Raw genomic sequence first — 23,088 nt, 5'->3', positions numbered from 1 at the left:
TGCAGCTAATGCCCTTTATCGGTGCTCTTAGGGGCGTTAGCTGTACAAAAACTTAGTCCGGGAATTCAGCGCCGAGGGTGGACAGCACACCAAACGCCTTGGTCCGGATTTCCTCATATTCGTCGTCGGCCACGGAATCCGCTGTGATGGCCCCGCCCACGCCCAGGCTCAGTGTCCGCCCGTCCTCCCCGTCGGGGTTCACTACCAAGGTGCGGATGACAACTGCCAGGTCCATGGCGGCATTCATCGAGAAGTACCCGATTGCGCCCGAATAGATGCCCCGCGGCCCTGTCTCAAGCTGGTCAAGGATGTCCATGGTGCTGATCTTCGGTGCACCCGTCATGGAGCCGGCCGGGAAGGCTGCGGCCACAGCTTCGGCCCGGGGCGCGCCTGGCTTCAGGTGCGCGTCTATGGTGCTGACCATTTGATGGACGGTGGCGTAGCTCTCGATCGCACAGAGCCTGCTGACTGTCACGGAACCAGGGATGGCGAAGTGGCTGAGGTCATTGCGGAGCAGGTCCACGATCATGATGTTCTCGGCGCGGTCCTTGGGCGAAGTCTCCAGATCATGCCGCAAATCCGCGTCCTCGGAGGCATCAGAAGACCGGCGACGGGTGCCCTTGATCGGCTCGGCGCGCATGCCTCCGTCGGACAGGAAGCGGAGGAACCGCTCGGGCGACGTGCTGGCGACCACCAGTTCTCCGAACCGAAGGTAACTGGCGAACGGTGCCGGGTTCCGGCGTCGGAGGTTCAAGTAGCTGCGCCACGGATCCAGGTCGCTGGCGGGAGCCTCAAGGGTGGTGGTCAGGCAGATTTCGTACGAGTTGCCTTCGCTGATTTGGTGCTGGGAGTCAGCGATCTTGCGTTTATAGTCCGTCGCGGAGTCCCGGCTCACGAATTCGGGGACAGCAGCTGAGGGTACGGTTCCGGAAGCCACCCCGACGGCGGTACCCGCCGCGGCGGAAGCAGCCCCGACGGCGGTGCGGGCCTCGTGCAACCAGGCATCGGCGTCGGGCGCCTCCAGGGCAAGCAGCCACACAGTCTGTTCGCGATGATCCAGCACCACTGCGCGGCCGGCGAAGAGAAGGGCCGCGTCAGGAGTATCGGCGAGGACGTCGTTGCCGCCGGTTTCCCGTTTGAGTTCGTAGCCTAGGTACCCGAGCCAACCGAGCGTGAACTGGCCGTCGTAACCGCGGGGTGCACGGACGGCCCGACGACCCCAGACGGAATCCAGCCAGCGGAAGAACGGCCCGGAGGTGGTCACCGTGGCGGAACCTGCTGTCACCTGGGTGGCGCCGGACCGGTGGAGCGCCGACTGGCCGTAAGTGCCGCCGTCGTCCGCCAGGATGCTGAAGCGGCTGCGGGCCGCAGCCTGGGACCTCCCGGCCACGGCCGATGCGTTGGAGGAATCAAGCCAGACGGCGTTGGCGGAACGGCCATAAAGTACCTCGAAAAGCTGCGCCGCGTCCGGGGTGGCGTCCAGTCGCTCGGAGCGCAGCTGCAATCCGCGCCGGGCGCTGAGTTCCGGGGACAGGATGGCCGCGAGCGACGGCAGATACATCAGGGCCTGCAGGACGTTGTCCGGGGCGCTTCCATCGGCAAGGTTTTGCACGCGGACGTCAGCGGCGCTGATCACCGAATCCGACTCCAGCCACTCATCCTCCTGGGCGGCCCAGCCGTCCCAGTACGGTTCGTAGGTGCTTCCGTCCCGCGCCAAAGCACGACGACGGCGATCGTCACCGGGGGATTCGACCCACACCACGGCGTCCAGCATGGAACGGGCAGCGTCCGCGGCAGCGCCGACACCCTCAACAATCACGATCTCGGCAGGCAGGGTCACGTTCAGCCCGCCGTCGTAGTGCCGTTCCCAATCCCAGCTGGTCCACTCGGCGGCATGGCCGGAGCTCAGTGGCGTCAGGACCGTGTCCACGTAGCGTTCGATGCCTGTGCGTAGGCCGTTCCAGCCGGGGTAAATGTCTTCCAGATGGAACAGCGCAACTTTGTGGTGCTGCCTCAGCCGGGCCGCCAGTTCAACGGCCAGTGTGGTCTTTCCTGCGCCGGACCTGCCGTCAACAGCGATGATCACGGGTGCAGGGGTCATGACATAGAGGTTACCTGCTGGTGCTCGTTGGCTTTCTCTGCAGCGGTGATCGCTGCTTTGGTGTGCTGCACGATGCCCGGGATGGCGGCTTTGATGAGGGCCCACGTGTTGTCGAAGTCAGTGTGGCCGCCGTACCAGGGGTCCTCGATGCCCAGGTCCAAGGAGCTGCGCCCGGCCATGCGCGGATCGAAGCTGCGCAGCATCCGCACTTTTTCCAGCGAAGCGTGGTCCGGGGCGCCTTCCTGGAGCCAGCCGAAATGGTCAACGTCGAGGGCAAGGATCAAGTCGCGATCGAGGAACCATTCACGCCGCCACTTACGTGCAATGTGGTCCTCCGACGCGATGTGCCGGGCTGTGAGGACGCGTGCCGCGCGGGGGTCTATGGGATGCCCAACTTCATATCCCGTGGTGCCCGCAGAGTCGACCGCTGCAAGCTTGCCGAGCCCTTCCGCTTCGAAGGCTTCGGTGAGCATGAGCGCTGCCATGGGCGAGCGGCAGATGTTTCCAGTGCAGACCGTGATGATGCGGTATGGGCTCGTCGTTGAGTACATGCAGCAAGCATGATTCATGGCACCCCGTCTTGGCTAGGGGGCCACTCCACAACAAAGTCATTTTCGGTGTCGAATCTGTCACATATTGTCAGGCGTGTTTAGTAAACGCTTTCTATTTCAGGACCAATGTGTATCTATTTTGAAGAAAAGCTTGCCTTAAGCCGTAGTAAGCGCTTTCATTTTAACCCGTGAGGCTGGTTACGATGATTGGCCCGGACAAAAGGATGATCCATGAGTGAAAGCCATAGCGCCGTCCCCGATTCCACGAAATTCGACAACACGGGGCTGCGGTCCTTGGGGCGGCACAGCATCAGCAGGCGCGGCGCCCTGGGGGCCATGGCCGTCGTTGCCGGGGGCATGATGGTTCCGTGGGCTGCGGCGCCCGCAGTGGCGGATACCCGAACCAGCCAGTCACGCAGCCAAATCGTCACCGCGATGCCGGATTCCCACGGCGCGGAGGAGGACAGGCTCCAAATCTCCCTCTGCACCACCAACCTGCAATCCACGGGCTTCTACCTTCCCGCAGGCGCGGCGTTGACGGTGACTGTGAAGGCGATGACCGCGGCGGACGCGGTGCTGGTGGTGGGCGCACCTGACGCCGACGCCCGCCCGGAGTTTAAGAAGTCCCGTGAGTATCCACTCAAGAAGGGCAAGAACGTCGTCACCGACGGAGGAGGTGGCGTGATCTACTACAAGGCGATTGGAAGCAGCGGCTATGTCAGTGCCACCTTGGACGCCGTTGCGCAGCCGATGCCGTACTTCGTCTATGGCCGCACCAGCGAACTCGAATTCCAGCGGCAACTCGATGAGCGGCCCACCCCGTTTGTGGAACTCGTCAGTGCCCATGCCACTGTCACTGTGGAGCGTGCGTCCGCCCTGCGGTATCGCTCCGAGAACCACTCCGACTTGATGTTCACGTTCGAGGACCTGATCTCCATTGAGGACGTGACCAGCGGGTACGACGGTTCCAGTCCGATTCATGCCCGGCAGGCCCACCCGTACCATTTGGTGGGGTACCCCTCGGCGATCGCCAACGTTGGGGCTTACGCCACGCACGGCCATACCTCGTTCCCGCCGCCCATCCAGGATCGCCTCCTTACCGTGGAAGGGCTGCGCATGCGGGGCTGGGGGATTTATCACGAGCTGGGCCACCAGCATCAGCAGGTCACCTACAAGCCAACGTCCCTCACCGAGATCACGGTGAACATCTACTCACTCGCCGTGAACGCGAGCTTCGCCAAGAAGTATGGCCAGCAGCCCCGGCTGCACGTTCCGGACGGGACCACTGGCCTGACTCCGTGGGAATCGGCCGTGCCCATGATCGGCAGCGAAGGGGTAGTCTACGGGACCACTTTCGACGGCATGGAACGCTTGGTCATGTTCGAACAGCTCCGCCTGGGCTTCAAGAACTTCTGGCCGACGTTGCACAAGATCATCAGGGAGCAGCGGCCTCCGAAGGGTGACTACTGGGATGAGGTCTACCGTCTGCGCAACTTTGTGGTGTGGGCCAGTAAGGCCGCGAACGCTGACTTGAGCGACTTCTTCCTCAAGTGGGGCTTCGCAGTTGACGATGACGCGCGTGCCCAGATCGCAGCGGCAGGTCTGGTGCCGCCGTCGAGCGATCCCACTCTCATTCGGGATGAAGCACAGCTCATGCTGGCCAAGCAGATCCAGGCGCAAAAGTCCCTTGCCGCGCGCTCACAGTTTGAAGAAGCCGGCGCCCAGTAGGGCTTAGGCGGTGGCCGCCGGGGCTTTGGCTTCGGCGGCCAGCGCTGCGGCGGCCAGATATACGGTACGTACGACGGCGGCGCGTCGCCTTTCGGCCCGGCCTGGCTCGGCGCCCGCCATCAGTCCGTCGAGCGCGGGCAGTACAGGGGCGGCGTCGCACAAGCTCACGATGGTGATGAGGAGATCTCCGGCGTCTTCCCGTGAGACCCCCGGCAGGGCAGCGATGGTGCTGTTGACCTTCGATGCGCAGTTCGCCATGCGTTTTGGCAGGCCAACAACCTCGGTGCCCCGTTCGAGTCCTTCCCAGAACAGGAGGCGTGGCGCCGTTGCGTCTTTCTGATGGTGATCGAAGAGTCTGCCGGCGTAGTCCGCCATGGCCTCGGGCCCGCTGCCCTCAATGGGCACTTCATCCATGAGGGAGCTCAGGGCGGCGACGATCACGGCATCGAAGAGCGCATTTTTGTTGCCGAAGTATTGGTAGATCCGCTCCTTGTTGACGCCGGCCTCGGCCGCGATGCGGTCAATGCGGGCGCCAGCCAGTCCACGCGTGCAGAACTCGGAGGTGGCTGCCTGCAGCAGCAGTGCCTTGGTTCGCTCTGTGTCCCATGCCATAGGGTCATATTACCAGTTTCCAACTAGGTAGTTGTAATTGTTCCCTGGCGCAGTTATTCTGATTCCAGGCCAAAAGCAACCGTTTAGTTGGAGAATCCCATGACTGCCCAAGCTACTTCTGAAACCACCGCCGCCGAACCGGCCGCTGTGGTCACCGCTCGTCCAAAAGCGCCGTCCGTTCACATGCGTGCCCTCATCACGTGGCTTGCCATCTTCCCGCTCGTGTCCATAGGCATGCTGGTCCTTGGCCCGATCATGGAACCGTGGCACCCGGTCCTTCGGGCACTCGTCTTGACGGCGTTCGTCGTTCCCACGGCTGTCTACTTGGTTGTTCCCCGCTTGTTTGCAGGCCACGGTGCCTTGAGCCGTAAGGCCGTGGAGCGCGCCGCCCGGAAGTCCGCTTAACCCAAGTAGGTCGCAGCTAATCGCGTTCTGAGCTCTCAGAACGCGCTTAACTGCGACCCAGTTGGGTGGGAGGCTGGGGCTAAGCGCCCCGCAGATCCTCGACGTCGGCGGTGCTTGGGTACGCGGCCTGCGTGCCCTTCCTGGTTGCGGCCAACGCCGCGGCTACCGAGGCAAACGCTGCGGCGTCGGCGAGGGATTCCCCGGATGCCAAGCGCGCTGCGACCGCACCAGTGAACGCGTCACCGGCACCAGTGGTGTCCACGGCGTTGACGCGTGTCGGGGCAATCCGGGTGATGTGATCCTCGGTATCGCGAGCCAGGGAATCGAGTACCACGGACCCTTGCGCGCCGAGGGTGACCAGCACGCGCTGCAACCCCCGGTCGGCGAACTGGCTCCGGACCGGCTCCCACGCTTCGGCCTCCGCATCGGCATCGGGAACGTCCGCTTCCGTGCCCAGGAACAGCGAGGCCTCGTGGGCGTTCACCAGCAGCACGTCACTCAACCCGGCCAAAACCTCCGGCACCTCGGCGTAAGGCGAGAGGTTCAGCAAAACGGTTGCTCCGGCGTCGTGCCCTGCTTGGGCGGCGGCGGTCACCGTATCGATTCCCACTTCCAGGCAGAGGCACACCACGGCTGCGTCCCGGAAGGCGTCGGACATGACGTCCGAGGGCCTTAGCGTGCCGTTGGCACCGGCGGAGATGATGATGCTGTTCTCTCCCTTGGCGTCCACGGAAATGACTGCGACGCCGGTGGCGACGTCGGAGCGTCGGACGCGGGAGACGTCCACCCCTGCGCTGGCCGTCGAGTCCAAAAGCATGGTGCCGTTGGAGTCGTCGCCCACGGCGCCGATCAGGCTGACCTGACCGCCCAGCTTGCTGGCAGCCACCGCCTGATTGGCACTCTTGCCGCCGGGATTTACGGCGAAGCCATTGCCATGGACCGTCTCGCCGGGTTGGGGGAGTCGGTCGCAGTAGATGGTGAGGTCGGCGTTGAGGGAGCCGACGACGACGATCCCCGCCTTGGGTGCGCTGGTCATGCTGTCACCTTTTCGTTTTCGGTCACTTCTGCGTCCACGGGTTTCGGAATCAGGAGCGAGGCTGCGAAGGCTGCGAGGGTGATGGCCAGGCCAACCACAACCACCGTCAGATAAGAAGCCTTGGCGTCATTGAGCGAAGCCGTCGCCACGAGGACTGCCGGAAGAACCAGGAAGCTCAGCCCGGCACCAAGGTTGAAGGCGCCCGCGTTCATGCCCGGGAGGAAGCCCGGGTTGCCCTGCGGCGAAAGAACCACGCCCAGTCCGTTCAGCATGATGTTGACCGTACCGGCGTACATGATGCCCAGCAAGGCCGTGCCCACGATCATCATGGGCAGGTTGTTGAGGCCGAAGAACGCAATGATCGCCAACGCCACGAGGCTGCCAACCAGGCCGATCCGCAGGACCTTCGTGTAGCCAAGGACCGGGGCCAGGCGGCCGCTGATCGGACCGAACAGCCAACCGAGGAGGGCGTACGGAGTGAGGATGATGAGGGACATCTCGGTGGGCCCCACGCCGAATCCGGGATCCGCCGCCTGTACATAGGCGGGAACGATGCCGTTGATGACCGCAAAGATGCCCGTCATGGTCAGGGTGGTGGTCAACAGGGGCGCCCACGTGGAGCGCTGGCGCAGGTGCACGGTCTCCACCATGGGCTGCTTGGCGCGCTTCTCCACAGTCCAGAAGGCGAAGAACGCGACGACGGCAATCACCGTGAGCACGATCGCGAGGGTCAACGTGCCGGCGTCGAAAGCAGTTGCCAGCTTGGCGCCCTCGTTCAGGGCCGTCAGCAGTGCACCAACGGCGATGACGATGAAGAATACGCCGAGCCAGTCCATGGTGGTGCCGGCGGCGGGCTTGCTCTCGCCGGCCAGGACGGCGATCAACACGGTAGCAACCAGGGCCAGTGCCACCATGAGCCAGAAGATGCTGCGGAAACCAAAGTTCTCAGCGAAGTAGCCGCCAACGAACGAGTCGACGCCGGCCACGCCACCGTTGACTGCCGTGATAAGGCCCATGAGGGTGCCGTACTTGCGCGGATTACTGACTGCGGAGCGGAGCATGATCAGGCAGAGCGGAACCGTGGGGCCACTGACGCCCTGGATGATGCGGCCCACGAAAAGCCAGGTGACGTCGGGTGCGAGTGCGGCGATGACGGATCCGACAGCCATCAGGAGCATCATGCCCACAAGGATTTTCTTTCGGCCCACGATGTCGCTGAGGCGCGGGAGGAAGAGCGAGAAGAGGGCCGCGGCTGTGAAGAACCAGGTCTGGGACAGGCCGATGGTGGCTTGGTCCGTGTTGAGCTCGTTGCCCATGGTGACCAAGGCTGGGCTGAGCATGGAGGCGTTGAGTTGGAAGGCCACACAGGCTGCCAGCAGAGCAACCATGAGGGCGGTGACGTTGCCGCGGGAGGACTTGGTTTCTGCGAGGGTCGACATTACTTGGCCTCTCCAGCCAGGATGGCCTCGGCGGTGGCGCTGACTTCGGTGTCGGCGATGGCCGCATCCGCGGTGGCGTAAGCGCCGCCGTCGTGCGCTGGTTCACCGATCCGTTCAATCGCATCGGTGACCAGGTCCCAGAACTTCTTGTGGTCGAGGTCGACGGCGACCGACGTGTGGCAGTCCTCGGGAGCCGGTGCGCGGAAGTCGGCAACGGTCATGCCGAGGGTGAGCTTGCCCTGGAGTTCGATGTCCACGGGGACCTTGCGGGTAGTCATGACGGTGGGGTCGATGACGTAGGCAACGGCGCACGGATCGTGAACCGGTGGGAAGTCGAAGCCCTGCGCGTCCTTGTAGGTCTTCTGGAAGAAGTCCATCAGTTCCATGACGAACTTGGCCGGCTTGGTGCCGATCGCGGCGATCCGGTCAACCACCTCGTCCGTAGCCAGTGCCTGGTGCGTGAGGTCGAGTCCGACCATGACTACCGGCCATTTTTCGTTGAAGACGATGTGCGCGGCTTCTGGGTCGATGATGATGTTGAACTCGGCTACGGCGCTCCAGTTCCCCACGTGGTAGCCGCCGCCCATGAGGACAACTTCCTTGACGCGCTCCACGATGCGCGGTTCCTTGCGGGCGGCCATGGCGATGTTGGTGAGGCCGGCTGTGGGGACCAAGGTGACCGTGCCCGGCTCGTGCGCCATGACAGTTTCAATGATGAGGTCGACGGCGTGGCGCGGGTCCAGCTCGATGGCGGACTCGGGCTGCTCCGGGCCGTCCATGCCGGAATCGCCGTGGATACTGGGAGCCGTTTCGATGGTGCGGACCAAGGGGCGGTCGCAACCCGCGGCGAAGGGGACGCCGGTGATGCCCGCAATCGTGGCTACTGAAAGGGCGTTCCGGGTGACCTTTTCCAGGGTCTGGTTGCCCACCACCGTTGTCACGGCGAGCAGTTCGATGTCCGGGTTGCCGTGGGCCAGGAGCAGGGCTACTGCGTCGTCATGGCCAGGGTCGCAATCAAGAATGATCTTCTTGCGTGCCGGTGTCATGGTGTTGGGTTCCACGTTTTCTCTCCACGTCATTGGGGCCTGCCTGGTACTTGCCCGGGGCAGGGCGCTAAGCATTCAGGGGAATTCTGGCACTGCTTTGCAGGTTACGTCAAACGCTTAACGTTAAGTTCGTCAAGCGCTTGATGCGTTCTCGCAGCTCAGGACTGTGTAAGAACGCTACGATCGATGCATGGAATCCCTGGATCGGCGGCACACCCGCGCGCCACGCGTGACGGCTGCGATGGTGGCCGCGCGTGCCGGCGTTTCGACGGCGACCGTGTCCTTGGTGGCCAACGGCAAGACGCAAGGGCGCGTTTCTGACGACAACATCTCCCGCGTCCGTACAGCCATTGCCGATCTTGGCTACGTGGTGGACAGCATCGGCAGTTCGCTGGCCCGGGGGGTCAGCTCCATCGTCATTCTGGTGACGCCGGACGTGTCCAACCCGTTCTTCGCCAACGTGATCGCCGGGGTGCGCGAGTCGCTGGGGTCCGAGTACCAGTTGCTGCTCTCCGTGACCGACGCCGGTGAGTCACCTCAGGCCGACGACGTCCGCAAGCTACTGGCTCTCCGGCCCGCCGGCCTGCTGGTGGGTGCTCCCAGCGCCGAATTCCTGGAGGATCTGTCCGCGGCCGGGCCCCTTGTCTTGTTGGACGCACCCGGTCTGGAATCCTACGCGCCCTCCGTGAACCTCGACGTCGCTCAAGGCGCCCGCGAACTGGCCCGCCACTTGGCCGCTTCCGGGCACAGGCGTGCGGCTTACGTGGACGGTGTCACGGGAACAACCACCTTCCAGTTGCGCAGGGAAGCCTTCCTGGAGGAGGCCTCCCGCTGCGGACTTTCGGTGGCTGACGGGCACGTCATCAGCACATCGATCGACGTCGGTGCTGCCGCTGCCGCTTTCGCTGAAGCCTGGCCGGCGTGGCAGCGAGAGGGGGTCACCGCCGTCGTTTGTGGTACCGATACGCACGCCTATGGCGTGCTGCAGGAAGCGCGTGTAGCGGGTGTCCGAATTCCTGACGAGCTGGCCGTGGCTGGCTTCGATGACCTGCCATATTCAGCCACCAGCAATCCCAGCCTGACCAGCGTGCACCTGCCCGCGACCCCACTGGGACGCAAGGCGGGGGAGCAATTGCGTGGACTCATGGAAGGCCTGGCGCTGGCAGAACCGCATGTGACGCTGGAAAGCTCGCTGGTGGTGCGGGGATCTACGTCGTAGCGTCGGTGCGTTACGGGATCAGCGGGCGGAGCTGCCCCTCGGAAACGGGGTTCGCCACCGTGAAGTAGATCTGGGGTGCCGTCATGTCTCCCCAATCTTCCTTCTTCACGCGGACTGCGGTGGGTGTTACTTCGGCGATCCGAACGCGTAGCCAAGCGCCGTCGTCGAGCTGTAACTCGTGGGGGTCGGCCAGGTAGCGCAGGCCGAGATCATCCAGAGTCTCCTCCGCGCTCAGCCAATCCACAACGTCCGTGCGGGGGCGGCCCAGCATGTCGATGGCGACGAATCCGTCGTCCACCGGCTTCATCCACCCCACGTGCTCGCCGTCGTCTGCACGCCGGTGTTCGATCCAGTCCGCTTCCATGGCTTCGACGGTAGCAGCCGCGTCTTGCTGCTGCGCCGCTCCGGCTAGTGGATCACGGCCAGCAGGATTCCCACGAGTACGAAGAGGCAACCGAAAACGCGGTTGAGCACCTTCTGGCCATGTTGGTCGTGGGTGAACCGCTGGAAGGACCGGGCAGCCAGAGCGAAGAAAAACCACATCACCATGATGTCGATGACCAGGACCGTGGCGGTCAGCACCACGTATTGCTGCAGCAGCGGTTGGTCCGGGCGGATGAACTGCGGCATGAAGGCAAGGAAAAAGACGATGGCCTTGGGGTTCAGCAGGTTCACCCAAATACCGCGCTGGAACATGGACAGGGCGGACTCGTTCTTTTTGTTCGCAACCTCTTCTTTGTCCAAGTCCGGCTTGTGCAGGAATTGCCGGATACCGAGGTACACCAAATAGGCCGCACCGGCGTAGCGGATGACGTTGAAGATCACCGGCGAGTTGGACACCAGAACGCCGACGCCCAGAGCGACGATCACGATATGGATGACCAAGGCCACCTGCTGGCCCAGGATGCCCCAAATGGAGCGGCGGAAGCCGGAATTGAGCGAGTTGCTCATGGTGAAGATGGCACCGGCGCCGGGAGTGAAACTGATCAGGGTGCCGGCGCCAACCAGGGCCAGCCAAAGTGAAAACTGCACCACCTCAGCTTATGCCGGTGAGGCGGGTGCTCAGGACGCGTGCCTTCACCACCCTCTTTGGCGGCTGACCTACCCGAATGCACCCGAAATAGGTTGTTTCCAGTGCTCCCGGAGCTCAAAGTAGGTGGGGAAGGTGCAGCCAAGCCACCAAGCAATGAGGCAAACTGGTCCCGTGAGCGGAATCCCGTGGGTGCTGCACGTCGACCTGGACCAGTTCATTGCCGCTGTCGAGGTTCTCCGGCGGCCCGAACTCGCGGGCAAGCCGATCATTGTGGGTGGCCGGGGAGATCCCACGGAACGGGCTGTGGTGTCCACGGCATCCTACGAAGCAAGGGCATTCGGCGTTGGTTCCGGCATGCCCCTCCGGATCGCGGCGAGGAAAGTGCCGGACGCCATCATCCTGCCGGTCGATCAGGAGGCCTACCTTGCGGCGTCGGACGTGGTGATGGCCACCCTTCGCGCGCAGCCAGGTGCCACCGTTCAGGTCCTGGGCTGGGACGAGGCCTTTGTTGGCGTTGAGACCGAGGACCCGGAAGCCTACGCCCGGCAGATACAGGCGGCTGTCCTGGAGCAAACCCGACTGCACTGCAGCGTGGGCATCGGCGACACGTTGGTCCGCGCAAAGAATGCGACGGATTTCGGCAAGCCCGCCGGCATCTTTCGCCTGACAAAAGAGAACTGGCTGGACGTCATGGGGGGCCGCCCCACCAAGGAACTGTGGGGCGTTGGAAACAAAGTGTCGCAGCGGCTGGCGAAGCACCACATCACTACGGTGGCGGAGCTCGCAGCGGTCGATCCCCAGGAACTGGTCCCGGAGTTCGGCCCCAAGATGGGGCCCTGGTATGCGCAATTGGGGCGGGGCGAAGGTTCCAGTGAGGTGGATGACACGCCGTGGGTGGCCCGCGCACACGGCCGCGAAACTACCTTTCAGCAGGACCTGACCGAACCCTCCCAGATCAATGACGCTCTCAAGGAATTGACCGCACGCGTCTTGGAAGATGTCGCAGCGGAAGGGCGTCCGGTGATCGGGCTGACACTGAAGGTCCGCTACGTGCCGTTCTTCACCAAGACTTATGCAAGGAAGATCCCTGAGTCATTCGACCGTGAGGAAGTCCTCGCGCAAGCCTTGGATCTCACCGCCAAGATCGAGCCGGACCGGCCGATCCGGCTCCTTGGACTGCGCGCCGAGATGTCCATGCCCGAAGAAGCCCGAAAAGGACACACGCCGACGCGCGGCGGCTGGTAACCGCAGGAAGCCCGACGGCGGCCGGTCGCCTACCAGCGCGGGTGAATCGCTTCGCGGAAGTAGCGGTCGTAGATGTCCTGTACGCCGTCAGTCAATCCAGCACCCACAGACTGCAGCTCTCCAGCCGCAGCGTTGGAACGTGCCTGCTCGGCCGAGCGGGCACCCGGGATCACTGCAGTGACACCATCCTGGGCGATGACCCAGGCGAGGGCCGCCTGCACGGTGCTGACGCCGTCGGGCACCAAAGCGCTGAACTCCTGGGCGGCCTTAACGCCGGTGGCGAAGTCGACGCCGGAGAAGGTCTCGCCGACGTCGAAGGAGGACCCGTCCCGGTTGTAGTTCCGGTGGTCGTCTTCGGGGAACTCGGTGTGCTGCGTGTACTTTCCGGACAGCAACCCGGAGGCAAGCGGCACGCGGGCGATGATGCCCACCCCGGCTTCCTTGGCAGCGGGCAGCACCTCATCGAGGGGCTTGAGGCGGAAGGCGTTCAGGATGATCTGCACCGAGGCAGTGTTCCCGCGCTTGATGGCTTCGAGGGCTTCGTCCGTCCGTTCAACGCTGACGCCGTAGTTGCGGATGGCCCCTTCGCTGACCAAAGTGTCCAGTGCGTCGTACACCTCGGAGTTGTTGTAGACGGCGGTGGGCGGGCAGTGCAGCTGGACGAGGTCCAGGGTGTCCTGCTGCAGGTTGCGCCGCGAACGGTCGGTCCAGGCCCGGAAATTTTCCAGAGTGTAGTTACCGGGAACCTGGTCCACGCGGCGGCCCATCTTGGTGGCCACTGTGATGTCCAGGTCCGGATTGGCGCGCAGGAAGCGTCCGATGAACTGCTCGCTCCGCCCATCGCCGTACACGTCAGCGGTGTCGAAGAAGTTGACGCCGCCTTCCACCGAGGCGTCCAGCACAGCAAAAGCGTCCGCTTCACTGACGTCACCCCAGTCGGCTCCGAGTTGCCACGTGCCCAGCCCGACGGTGGAGACGGATCGGCCGGTCTTGCCAAGTATGCGCTGTTCCATGGGTTCGACTATATGGGGTTACTGCTCATCCAAGCTCGCCACTTTACCCATCAAGTACCGCCGCTCCTGCAAGCTGGCTGTCTTTTTCGCAGCGGCCAAGTAGGCGGCGCGCGCCTCCACGAACGAGCCCGCCATCTCCAGCAGGTGCCCGCGCACGACGTCCAAACGGTGCGACCGGCCGAGCACTGAATCCAGCCCGGCCAACAACTCGAGCCCGGCAGCGGGCCCGTGCACCATGGCCACAGCAACTGCACGGTTCAGTGTGACCACGGGGCTGGGAGCTACGGCTTCAAGGACTGTGTACAGGGCGAGAATCTGCGGCCAGTCCGTTTCGTCGTTGGAGGCCGCCTCAGCGTGCACGGCGGCAATCGCTGCCTGAAGTTGATATGGCCCGGCCGCGCCACGTCCGAGGACCGAGGACAACAGTGCGATGCCCTCTGCGACCTGTTCTTGGTTCCATAAACTCCGGTCCTGCTCAGCCAGCGGCACCGGCATCCCGTCCGCAAGAGCTCTTGCGGAACGACGGGAATCAGTGAGCAGCATCAACGCCAGCAAGCCGGTCGCCTCAAACTCATGTGGCACAACAGCCACCAGCAGGCGAGCCAGGCGGATGGCTTCAGTGGTGAGCTCTTCCCGCTGCAGGGACGGACCCGAGCTTGCGGCGTAGCCTTCGTTGAAAATCAGGTACAGGACGTGAAGTACGACGCCGAGCCTCGCCTTCCGCTCGGAAGCCGGCGGCAGGCTGAACTTGCCTCCCGCTTTCTGGATTCCCTGTTTCGCGCGGCTGATGCGCTGTCCCATGGTGGCTTCGGGGACCAGGAAGGCAGAGGCGATTTCCGCCGTCGTGAGTCCTCCGACGGCCCGCAGCGTCAAGGCGAGTTGCGATGGTGCCGATAGCGCCGGGTGGCAGCAGAGGAATATGAGCGTGAGGGTGTCGTCGGTTTCCGAGGACGAGCTGTAGTAGAAATCGACGTCCATGGCTGCCACGCGTTCCTCGCGTGCGCGCCGGGCGCTTTCGCTCCGATAAAAATCAACCAAGCGGCGGGACGCAACGGCCATCAGCCACGCCCGGGGGTTGTCCGGGAAAGCGGTAGGCCATTGCAGGGCGGCTTCCAGCAGTGCTTCCTGAACGGCGTCCTCGCACGCATCGAATTGGCCGTGATTCCGCGCCAGCACGGCGAGGACCTGCGGCGCCAAAGTGCGCAGCAGGTCCTCGATTCGCGTGTCCCGCGGGGGGTGGGTCAAAGACTAGACCTCCGGCGGCCCGTCCGGGATGGCACGGAGCTCCACCACCTGCGAGTACTTGACGATGCTTGAGCAGATCTCCACGGCACGTTCCTCGCTGGCCACGTCAACAACCCAGTAGCCCACAAGCGACTCTTTGGATTCTGCGTAGGGTCCGTCAGTGGTGATGACTCCGTCGGGGGTCTGCTTGACGAGCTTGGCCGTGCTGCCGTCGGCCAGGCCCGCGTTGAAGACGAGTTCTCCGGACTCAGTCAGGTCCTTGTCGATCTGGATCATGAACCCGATCATTTCCTTGATCCACTCGGGATCGGCGGTTTCCATCATGCCCTCGGCCGACCCGAACATCATGATCATGTATTTCATCTCAAACTCCTTATGAATGGCCCCGGTTTGGGTGCTTTCACTCATGGGTCGGAACTGCGGTGGGCTTTTCTACATGGTTCGGCAAACTTTTTTCGGCTATTCAGGCCCGGGCGATCACTTCTCCGTTGGGAATGAGGAAGTAGCCGTCGTCGGTGACTCCCCAGCGGTGCCAGCCCGCGGCGATCCGGGCGAGGTCGGCTTCGTTGGCGAAGCCGTACTCGAGGGCTTGCTCGGCGAACGCGGAGTGCAGCACGCGCTCGCTCCAGACCCGGGACTGCCAGGCGCGCTGCTGGGCGGTGGCGTAAAGCCAATTGCTGCTGGTGGGCGCTACCTGGGTGAAACCTGCCTGCTGCGCCCACGAAACCAGGCGACGGCCTGCGTCGGGTTCTGCTCCGTTGCGGCGGGCGATCTTCTGGTAGAGCTCCATCCAGTCGTCCAGTTCGGGGACTTCCGGGTACCAGCTCATGCCATGGAAGTCGGCGTCGCGCACGGCAACGATGGCCCCGGGCTTGGCTACGCGGCGCATCTCCCGCAGGGCTGCGACGGGGTCAGTCAGGTGTTGCAGGACCTGGTGGGCGTGGACGAGGTCGAAGGACTCGTCTTCGAAGTCGAGATCGTAGATATTGCCCGTCTGGAAGGTTACGTTGTCCACACCTCGCTCGGTAGCCAGCTCCGTTGCTTGGGCCACGATGTCAGCGGACCGATCCAGACCGATCACTTGCGCGGGCGCAACCAGCCCCGCGAAGTCACACGTGATGCTGCCAGGTCCGCACCCGACGTCGAGCACTGACGTCCCGGCGGTGAGATGGGGAATGACAAACGCGGCCGAATTCTCGACCGTCCGTGAGGCGTGGGCCCGGACAACCGACTCGTGGTGCCCGTGGGTATAGACATCTTCAGGCTGCTGCGCGTTCATAGGGAAACGCTACAACTTGGAAGGTGGAATTAGGTGCCTTGCGGCTCGTCACTCTTGTGCGTGGCTTCCTGCCGTGCGGCGAGAGTGGCTTCCACCATGTCCGCCATGAAGCGCTGGACGAGATCCAGCTCTTCTGCGCTGTAGGCAGCCATGGCCTGGCCCATCCGGATGGCGAGGGGCATGAACATGGCGCTTCCATCGCGGTAGGCCTTGGGCGTCATGTGCAGCTGGACCTGGCGCCGGTCCGTGCCGAGCCGTTCGCGCACCACATGTCCGCTGGCGTGCAACCGGTCCACCAGGGCCGTGGTTGCGGGGGAGCTGAGCCGGAGTTCGGAGCGCAGGACGCCCGGCGTGACCACTCGGCCGGCTGCGGAGTGGCGCATGATGACGGCGAGCGCGTTGAGGTCCGTCCGGTGCATGTCGTTCCGGCCGCCGGCGGCGTCAACGTAGTGGTTGGCTTCGAGGGTGAAGTCCTGGAGGAGTCGTACCAGTTCCTGGGGAGCAGCGTTCCCGGGGCGGCCAGGTACGGGCGGGCCCGCCTCTGGGCGCGGGACTGTTGGGTCCGACATGTCCGCCCTCCTGCATGCGTTGTCTCGTGTTTGCTGCCTTCCGGATATTACTCCCAGCAGTCCGGGAAACCGGCATTCAATCCACAGCACTCTTGGAATAGTTCCATGATAGAGATAATCTATGGTGGAATAAAGATCACGACGCATCCCCCGGAGAAGAAGGACTCATGAACTCGCAGAAGGTACCGTTCTGGCTGCGCTGGCTGATACCTGTGGTGCTGGTCATCACCTGGCTGGGCATTGCCGGCATTGGCGGCCCTACGTTTGGTCGTTTGGAGGAAGTCTCGTCCAACGACCAAGCCTCCTTCCTCCCTGCCGGCGCCGAAGCCACCGAGGCGGGCGACTGGCAGGCCAAGTTCAGGGACTCCGATGAAATACCCGCGGTGGTGGTGGTGGAGAACGACACCGCATTCACCCCGGCGCAGCTGGGCGAAGCAGCCCGGCTGAAAGCCGACATCGAGGCACTCAAGCTGGGGAGCGCCGTCGTCGGGCCTATTCCGTCGGAGGACGGCAAAGCCGTCCAGTTCATCGTTCCCATGGCGTCCTCCGATGAGCTGCGCGAAAAAGTCCAGGAGCTGCGGGATGTGGTCCAGCCCGGCGCACCCGATGGCATGCAGGCATTCGTGACGGGTCCGGCCGGCCTGACCGCCGACCTCGTCAACGCGTTCGGCGGCATCGACGGCATTCTGCTGCTGGTTGCCTTGGGTGCGGTGTTCGTGATCCTCCTGCTGGTTTACCGCTCAGTGGTGCTGCCTATCGCAGTGCTCTTCACCTCGGTGTTCGCTCTCTGCGCCGCCATTTTGCTGGTGTTCGGCATGGCCAAGATGGATTGGATCCAGCTCAACGGCCAAAGCCAAGGCATCCTGTCCATTCTGGTGATCGGCGCAGCGACCGACTATGCGCTGCTTTTCGTGGCGCGTTTCCGTGAGGCGCTGACCCACACCACCAACCGCACGCAGGCTGTCATCACGGCATGGAAGGCGTCGTTCGAACCCATCCTTGCCTCCGGCGCGACGGTAATCATCGCCCTGCTCTGCCTGCTCTTCTCCGACCTGAACTCCAACAAGGCCCTCGGTCCCGTCGCGGCGGCCGGCATCCTCTGCTCGCTCTTCGCCGCCCTCACACTGCTGCCCGCGCTGATGGCTTTGCTGGGTCGTGCCGCTTTCTGGCCTTTCCGGCCCAAGCTGCTGCCCGCCGACGAACGCGAACCGGAAATTGTCACCGGGCTTGAGGGGCAAAAGGGTCTGTGGCGTGCCACGGCCCGCCTGGTTTCCAAGCGGCCCCGCGTTGTGTGGGTAGCTTCCGTGCTGCTGCTCCTGGTGGCATCCACCGGCATCCTGCAATTGAAGGCCAACGGTGTCCCGCAAACGGACGTGATTCTGTCCCAGTCCGACGCCGTTGACGGCCAGGATGCACTGGCGCGCCACTTCGACGCCGGCAGCGGCAGCCCCGCCGTCGTGGTCGCCTCCCAAAGCGCCGCGCAGCAGGTCCTGGACAAGGTCAAAGCAGCCGACGGCGTAGGTGACGCCTACCTGCTGGCTGAAGGCAATGTTCCCGTCACCGGCGCCCCGGGCACTCCTGCCGAACCGGCCGTCCGCGACGGCAAGGTCCTCATCAACGCGACGTTGAACGCCGCCGCAGATTCGATCGAGGCCGAAGAAGCGGTGAAATCGCTGCGGGTGGCTGTCCGCGACGTTGATTCCGGAGCCTTGGTGGGTGGAGTGACGGCGACCGCGCTGGACACCAACACCACCGCGCAACGCGACTTGGTGGTCATTATCCCGATCGTGCTGGTGGTCATCCTCTTCATCCTGATGCTCCTGCTGCGCTCCGTGGTTGCACCGGTGCTGCTGGTGTTGTCGGTGGTCCTGTCCTATGGTGCCGCGATGGGCGTCTCGGCATGGGTCTTCAATGGAGTGTTCGGATTCTCCGGGGCAGATGCCACAGTGCCGCTGTTCGGGTTCGTGTTCCTGGTGGCCCTCGGCGTGGACTACAACATCTTCCTGATGAGCAGGGTCCGTGAAGAATCCTTGAAGCACGGGACACGGCCGGGAATCCTGCGGGGGCTCGCTGTTACCGGTGGTGTGATCACCTCCGCCGGTGTGGTGCTGGCCGCTACTTTCGCTGCACTCGGAGTCATCCCCATCATGTTCCTGGTGCAGCTGGCGTTCATTGTTGCGTTCGGCGTGCTGCTGGATACCGTGCTGGTGCGCTCGCTCTTGGTGCCTGCCCTGGCGTACGACATCGGCAGCAAGATCTGGTGGCCGGGCAAGCTTGGGCGTGGGTCTTCCGCAGCCCCGGTTGGGTCTCTCGAGGGGGAAGAAGCTTCGGTGGGGCGTTAGTCCCGTTGGATTCCCGTGTCGACGTAACCGGCGCCGCCATCCACGGTCACTTGTTGGCCTGTGTGGAGGCGCCGGGTTGCGTCGCGCGTCCCGACGACGGCGGGGATTCCGTACTCGCGGGCAATGATCGAAGCGTGGGCCGCCAGGGTTCCGCCGTCGGTAACCACCGCGGCTGCCCTGGCGAAGAGTGGTGTCCACGCCGGAGCGGTGGAGCGGGCAACCAGGATTTCGCCTGCCTGGAAGCTGTTGGCGTCCTCCAGTCCTTCCATGATCCGCACCCTGCCGCTTGCGCGCCCGGTGCTGGCCGGGTGGCCGATGATGGCATCCTTCGGATAGTCGGAAGACGTTCTGGCTGCTTCCACGGCTTGTGCCACCGGGTCAGTTCGGGATCTTCCCGGTTCGCCGCCGAACCTCACGGGTTCGCCGATGAGGAGCGGTGCGTCCAGTTGTTTTTGTCGATTCCAGGTGTCGCGGCGACCTTCAACCTGTCCGCGGTAGTCCCTTTCCGGGCGGCGGACCTCCTCCAAGGTGAGGAAGTGAATGTCCTGGGGTTCGACGACGGCGCCTGCGCTGGCGAGGTGGTCTCCCAGCCTTTGGGCGCAGCGGCGCAGGACCGGCCACCCGAGGCTCAGATGCAGGGCCTGCTCTTCCCGCACGGCAGCGTAATAGCGGGCCATCGTGAGGAGGGAATCGAACCGCGTCAGCATGCCTCGGGAGTCAATCAATACGTCGCGGGCTGCGGCCTCCGCCTGGGAACGCTGATGGTTCAGCTTTGAAGTTATGTCGATGGCGGACTCCACGCCTGCCACCAGATCTGTGTGTCCCATCTCGCCGGCAGTCGGGTGATACCAGTCGAGGGAGTAGACGGTATGCGGGGTCGGTCCTGGCGGGGTTCCGGTCATGCCACGGAGCAGAACTTGGTAGCCGAGCTTGCCCGCCGGTGTCCCGCTCAGGGGGCCAGCCAGTTTCCTGCCCCAAAACCTGGCGAGCGCCGATTCCATTTTCCAGGCAGAACCGCCCACCACAGCCAGGGACCAGAGCTGGATCCCGGCCTGCCGGCTGATGGCTTCTACCACTTCGATAAGCCTGGCGGGTGATGCCGTCTCGACTTCACTTTCCGCGTTGCGGACGAGTTCCTTGTATTCGGGCAGCAACAGTTCACGCCACTTCAACTCCAGCCCGTGGAGAACTGCGCGGTGTGCCGCAGCCGGGTTGCTCGACACACGGAGCAGGACGTTGATGAGGAACCAGGGCAGACGACCCCGGCTGCGGAGTATCAGCGGCACCAAGGTCCGCGGCGCAGGAATTGGCGGGGAATTGAAATACCAGCCATTCACGGAGCCGTATCGAAATGGCACACGCACGCCGACGTCGTCCTCCATGCCGTCGAGGAAACCGGTCTCGATCAGAGGGAGGAGCCAGTCCTCAAACAGCGGTGTCACCGGATCAGGGAGCCACTCACCGAGCCTGAAGTTGCGGGCCCACACGCCTTTGCCGGGTGGTGTCCAATCCACGGGCTCCGGCTGGGCTGTCATGGGGCTGTCCATGGAATCTCCCAATGATGATGCGGCTTTATGCGGAGACGCTACTCCGCCTCACCATCAAGGTCGAGCCCTTCCGCCGGACTCAGAGTGCAGAGGAACGGCGTTCAATCAGGACGGTGTCCCGCCACTGTCCGGCAAGTGGACCATACGGCATGCGGGCGATCCGGCTACGGTGGCCGACAACGACAAACCCCTCAGCCGCGTGGAGCCTGAGGCTGGCCTCATTCTCGGGAAACACGCTGGCTTGAATGGTCCACAGTCCTCCAGCCTCGGTGGAGGCGATGAGCGCACGGAGCAGGCACTTGCCAATACCGAGGCCCCTGGCTTCCCCCGCGACGTAAATGGAATGCTCCACGACACCCGAGTACGCGGCTCGTGAGGACACCCGGGAAACCGCGGCCCAGCCAAGAATCCGGCCTTCCCTTTCCGCGACTAGCCGGTGATCCGTGAGCCGGGTTGCGTCGAAGTGATCCCACTCCGGGGCGGCGGCTTCAAAGGTCGCGTGCCCGGACTCGATACCCGCGGTGAAGATCTCCCTGACGGCCGGCCAGTCCTGCTTCGCCATGGGCCGGATGAGGACATCTTTGGCATCGCTGGGACGTGAGTCGGTTGCAGCCTCGCTGGTCACAGGCTTTCCAGCAGTCCGGTGGTCCGTTCGATGCTTCCGGGGACCAATGAGTAATACGCCCATGTACCGCGCTTCTCACGGTGCAGGAGGCCGGCATCGACCAGGATTTTCAGGTGATGGGACACCGTTGGCTGTCCGAGGTTCAGGGGCTCGGTGAGGTCGCACACGCACGCCTCGCCGCCGTCTGAACTCTTGACGATGGACAGGAGGCGCAGGCGGTTGGGATCCGCGAGGGCTTTGAACACCGATGCCCTCAGCTGTGCCTCGTAGTCGTCGATGGACGGTTGTCCCGACGGCTCGCAGCACGCCTCTGATGCTGCGTCCACTGGGGTCAGTTCGAGAGTTCTCCCGGAGTTCATGCATCCATTATGCACATACATTGACAAGCGTCGATATAACTGGAGATACTCATATCGAAGTTCATCAATCTATGTCCTTCGCTGACCCCTTGAAGTGACCCCTTGAAGTGAATCTTCGAGTTGAATCCCCGAACAGAGACAGGAAACGCGTGAGCACTCCGATGCAAACCGCACGCCAACAGAACGACGCAGAGCCTGTCGTCCCCGGGAAGCTATCGGCCATGGACCGGTACCTTCCGGTGTGGATCATTGCGGCCATGGCCCTTGGCCTGCTGCTGGGCAGCGTCGTTCCCGGCTTGAATACCGCGCTGGAGGCAGTGAAGATCGGAGAGGTGTCCTTGCCGATCGCCATTGGCCTGTTGGTGATGATGTACCCGGTCCTTGCCAAGGTCCGCTACGACCGGGCGCACCGGGTGCTGGCCGACCGGAAACTGATGGTTACGTCATTGGTCATCAATTGGGTTCTGGCGCCGGCCTTCATGTTTGCCCTGGCCTGGGCGTTCATCCCTGACCTGCCGGAATACCGGACCGGGCTGATCATTGTCGGCTTGGCGCGCTGCATCGCCATGGTCATGATCTGGAACGACCTCGCTTGTGGAGACCGCGAATCGGCAGCGGTCCTGGTGTTCATCAACTCTGTTTTCCAAGTCTTCGCATTTGGTGCACTGGGCTGGTTCTACCTCCAGTGGCTGCCGTCCCTCCTGGGTCTTCCCACCACGGCGGCCGACTTCTCATTCTGGGCCATCACTCTTTCGGTGCTGATCTTCCTGGGCATCCCGCTGGTTGCCGGCCTGCTCACCCGCCTCATCGGTGAGAAGACCAAGGGCCGGGGCTGGTACGAGAAGAACTTCCTGCCAAGGATTGGTCCCTGGGCCCTCTACGGGCTCCTCTTCACCATCACGATCCTTTTTGCGCTCCAGGGCGCGACCATCACTTCCAAGCCGATGGACGTTCTTCGGATTGCTTTGCCGTTGTTGGTCTACTTCGTTGTGGTGTTCGGCGCCGGAATGGTGATCGGGCGTTTGTTGAATCTCGGTTATGCGAAAACCACCACCCTTGCGTTCACGGCTGCCGGCAACAACTTCGAACTGGCAATTGCCGTAGCGATCGGTACCTTCGGTGTTGCGTCAGGGCAGGCCCTCGCGGGCGTCGTCGGACCCTTGATTGAAGTGCCAGTCCTTGTTGCACTTGTGTATGTAGCCCTCTGGGCGCGCAAGCGCTATTTCACCCCAGCCACTATCGCTGCCTGACCTTCGAGGAAATCCATGACCCCCCAAACTGCCAAAAAGCCGTCCGTACTCTTCGTCTGCGTTCACAATGCAGGGCGCTCGCAGATGGCCGCCGCATTCCTCACCACACTTTCCCAAGGCGCCATCGAGGTCCGCTCCGCCGGTTCCCAGCCGGCCGAAAAGGTCAATCCAGCTGCCGTTGAAGCCATGTCTGAACTTGGCATCGATATGTCGGCCGAGATTCCCAAGGTCCTCACCACTGAAGCCGTCAAAGAATCCGACGTAGTGGTCACCATGGGTTGCGGTGACGAGTGCCCGTATTTCCCCGGCAAACGCTACGAGGACTGGGTTCTTGAAGATCCCGCCGGGCAGGGCGTCGAAGCCGTCCGTCCCATCCGCGACGAGATCAAGACCCGCATTGAGGGCCTGATTGCCTCGCTGATCCCCGCCGCCAAGTAACCCGAC

General features: G+C 63.5%; 23 protein-coding genes. 7 read left to right on the top strand and 16 right to left on the bottom strand.

The features are described from left to right. Positions 1-52: 52 nt before the first annotated feature. Both pabB and N7568_RS16125 read right to left on the bottom strand, forming a co-directional pair. On the bottom strand, positions 53-2,101 hold the full coding sequence (gene pabB / locus N7568_RS16130; RefSeq protein ID WP_261610804.1) for an aminodeoxychorismate synthase component I: 2,049 nt from the start codon (positions 2,099-2,101) through the stop codon (positions 53-55). Beyond that, positions 2,098-2,652: a low molecular weight protein-tyrosine-phosphatase gene (locus tag N7568_RS16125; RefSeq protein ID WP_261610803.1), complete on the bottom strand. Its 555-nt coding sequence runs from the start codon at positions 2,650-2,652 to the stop codon at positions 2,098-2,100. The genes pabB and N7568_RS16125 overlap by 4 nt, the downstream gene beginning before the upstream one ends. A gap of 231 nt (positions 2,653-2,883) precedes the next feature. Between N7568_RS16125 and N7568_RS16120 the strand changes: the two genes are divergently transcribed. Then, a complete protein-coding gene (locus N7568_RS16120; protein ID WP_261610802.1) occupies positions 2,884-4,380 on the top strand; it encodes a M60 family metallopeptidase in 1,497 nt (498 codons plus the stop codon). A gap of 3 nt (positions 4,381-4,383) precedes the next feature. On the opposite strand, the gene N7568_RS16115 is transcribed toward N7568_RS16120, so the two are convergent. Further along, positions 4,384-4,992 (bottom strand): TetR/AcrR family transcriptional regulator, encoded by a 609-nt coding sequence (locus N7568_RS16115; RefSeq protein ID WP_261610801.1) that lies wholly within the window; start codon positions 4,990-4,992, stop codon positions 4,384-4,386. A 99-nt stretch (positions 4,993-5,091) separates the two neighbouring features. Here N7568_RS16115 and N7568_RS16110 point away from each other — a divergent pair, with 99 nt between their 5' ends. Then, positions 5,092-5,397, top strand: coding sequence for a hypothetical protein (locus tag N7568_RS16110; protein ID WP_261610800.1), 306 nt, complete (start codon positions 5,092-5,094; stop codon positions 5,395-5,397). 79 nt (positions 5,398-5,476) lie between these two features. Here N7568_RS16110 and N7568_RS16105 read toward each other — a convergent pair whose 3' ends face one another. The 3 genes from N7568_RS16105 to uriH are packed head-to-tail and all read right to left on the bottom strand — an operon-like array spanning position 5,477 to position 8,951. Beyond that, the gene (locus N7568_RS16105) at positions 5,477-6,433 is read right to left on the bottom strand and encodes a ribokinase (protein WP_261610799.1); all 957 of its coding nucleotides are present in this window, start codon (positions 6,431-6,433) and stop codon (positions 5,477-5,479) included. Beyond that, the gene (gene uriT, locus N7568_RS16100; RefSeq protein WP_261610798.1) at positions 6,430-7,872 is read right to left on the bottom strand and encodes a uridine transporter UriT; all 1,443 of its coding nucleotides are present in this window, start codon (positions 7,870-7,872) and stop codon (positions 6,430-6,432) included. The genes N7568_RS16105 and uriT overlap by 4 nt, the downstream gene beginning before the upstream one ends. Next, a complete protein-coding gene (uriH, locus tag N7568_RS16095; protein WP_261610797.1) occupies positions 7,872-8,951 on the bottom strand; it encodes a uridine-preferring nucleoside hydrolase UriH in 1,080 nt (359 codons plus the stop codon). Before uriH ends, uriT begins: the two co-directional genes overlap by 1 nt. A 157-nt stretch (positions 8,952-9,108) precedes the next feature. On the opposite strand from uriH, the gene N7568_RS16090 reads away from it, so the two are divergent. After that, positions 9,109-10,137 carry a LacI family DNA-binding transcriptional regulator gene (locus tag N7568_RS16090; RefSeq protein ID WP_261610796.1) on the top strand — a complete coding sequence of 343 codons (1,029 nt, stop codon included), beginning with the start codon at positions 9,109-9,111 and terminating at the stop codon, positions 10,135-10,137. 10 nt (positions 10,138-10,147) lie between these two features. Here the strand turns inward: N7568_RS16090 and N7568_RS16085 are convergent, their stop codons facing one another. Together N7568_RS16085 and N7568_RS16080 are read right to left on the bottom strand one after the other, a co-directional pair. Then, positions 10,148-10,501, bottom strand: coding sequence for a hypothetical protein (locus tag N7568_RS16085; protein WP_261610795.1), 354 nt, complete (start codon positions 10,499-10,501; stop codon positions 10,148-10,150). Positions 10,502-10,545: 44 nt separating this feature from the next. Continuing rightward, positions 10,546-11,169, bottom strand: a complete 624-nt coding sequence (locus N7568_RS16080) for a LysE family transporter (RefSeq protein ID WP_261610794.1) — start codon at positions 11,167-11,169, stop codon at positions 10,546-10,548. Between the two features lie 154 nt (positions 11,170-11,323). Here N7568_RS16080 and N7568_RS16075 point away from each other — a divergent pair, with 154 nt between their 5' ends. Continuing rightward, entirely contained in the window at positions 11,324-12,415 is a 1,092-nt protein-coding gene (locus N7568_RS16075) for a DNA polymerase IV (RefSeq protein WP_261610793.1), read from the top strand. A gap of 29 nt (positions 12,416-12,444) precedes the next feature. Here the strand turns inward: N7568_RS16075 and N7568_RS16070 are convergent, their stop codons facing one another. The 5 genes from N7568_RS16070 to N7568_RS16050 all read right to left on the bottom strand — a co-directional run bounded on the left by N7568_RS16070 (position 12,445) and on the right by N7568_RS16050 (position 16,521). Beyond that, on the bottom strand, positions 12,445-13,428 hold the full coding sequence (locus tag N7568_RS16070) for an aldo/keto reductase (protein ID WP_261610792.1): 984 nt from the start codon (positions 13,426-13,428) through the stop codon (positions 12,445-12,447). Between the two features lie 18 nt (positions 13,429-13,446). Further along, a complete protein-coding gene (locus N7568_RS16065) occupies positions 13,447-14,673 on the bottom strand; it encodes an RNA polymerase sigma factor (protein WP_261610791.1) in 1,227 nt (408 codons plus the stop codon). Between the two features lie 3 nt (positions 14,674-14,676). Further along, positions 14,677-15,036, bottom strand: coding sequence for a YciI family protein (locus N7568_RS16060; protein WP_105692194.1), 360 nt, complete (start codon positions 15,034-15,036; stop codon positions 14,677-14,679). A gap of 100 nt (positions 15,037-15,136) precedes the next feature. Then, entirely contained in the window at positions 15,137-15,952 is an 816-nt protein-coding gene (locus tag N7568_RS16055; protein ID WP_261610790.1) for a class I SAM-dependent methyltransferase, read from the bottom strand. A gap of 29 nt (positions 15,953-15,981) precedes the next feature. Continuing rightward, on the bottom strand, positions 15,982-16,521 hold the full coding sequence (locus tag N7568_RS16050; RefSeq protein WP_261610789.1) for a MarR family winged helix-turn-helix transcriptional regulator: 540 nt from the start codon (positions 16,519-16,521) through the stop codon (positions 15,982-15,984). 167 nt (positions 16,522-16,688) lie between these two features. Here N7568_RS16050 and N7568_RS16045 point away from each other — a divergent pair, with 167 nt between their 5' ends. Next, a complete protein-coding gene (locus tag N7568_RS16045) occupies positions 16,689-18,863 on the top strand; it encodes an MMPL family transporter (protein ID WP_261610788.1) in 2,175 nt (724 codons plus the stop codon). On the opposite strand, the gene N7568_RS16040 is transcribed toward N7568_RS16045, so the two are convergent. The 3 genes from N7568_RS16040 to N7568_RS16030 all read right to left on the bottom strand — a co-directional run bounded on the left by N7568_RS16040 (position 18,860) and on the right by N7568_RS16030 (position 21,394). Then, positions 18,860-20,410: a PEP-utilizing enzyme gene (locus tag N7568_RS16040; RefSeq protein WP_261610787.1), complete on the bottom strand. Its 1,551-nt coding sequence runs from the start codon at positions 20,408-20,410 to the stop codon at positions 18,860-18,862. The genes N7568_RS16045 and N7568_RS16040 overlap by 4 nt on opposite strands. 79 nt (positions 20,411-20,489) lie before the next feature. After that, positions 20,490-21,035: an N-acetyltransferase family protein gene (locus N7568_RS16035; protein ID WP_368736522.1), complete on the bottom strand. Its 546-nt coding sequence runs from the start codon at positions 21,033-21,035 to the stop codon at positions 20,490-20,492. After that, a complete protein-coding gene (locus tag N7568_RS16030) occupies positions 21,032-21,394 on the bottom strand; it encodes an ArsR/SmtB family transcription factor (RefSeq protein ID WP_261610786.1) in 363 nt (120 codons plus the stop codon). The genes N7568_RS16035 and N7568_RS16030 overlap by 4 nt, the downstream gene beginning before the upstream one ends. 161 nt (positions 21,395-21,555) lie before the next feature. Between N7568_RS16030 and arsB the strand changes: the two genes are divergently transcribed. Beyond that, positions 21,556-22,644, top strand: coding sequence for an ACR3 family arsenite efflux transporter (arsB, locus tag N7568_RS16025; protein WP_261610901.1), 1,089 nt, complete (start codon positions 21,556-21,558; stop codon positions 22,642-22,644). A gap of 15 nt (positions 22,645-22,659) precedes the next feature. Continuing rightward, positions 22,660-23,082: an arsenate reductase ArsC gene (locus tag N7568_RS16020; protein ID WP_261610785.1), complete on the top strand. Its 423-nt coding sequence runs from the start codon at positions 22,660-22,662 to the stop codon at positions 23,080-23,082. The last annotated feature ends 6 nt before the right edge of the window (positions 23,083-23,088 follow it).

The organism is Paenarthrobacter aurescens (assembly GCF_025421775.1).
GTDB lineage: Bacteria > Actinomycetota > Actinomycetes > Actinomycetales > Micrococcaceae > Arthrobacter > Arthrobacter aurescens_B.
This window is presented reverse-complemented; position numbering and strand designations above follow the sequence as displayed.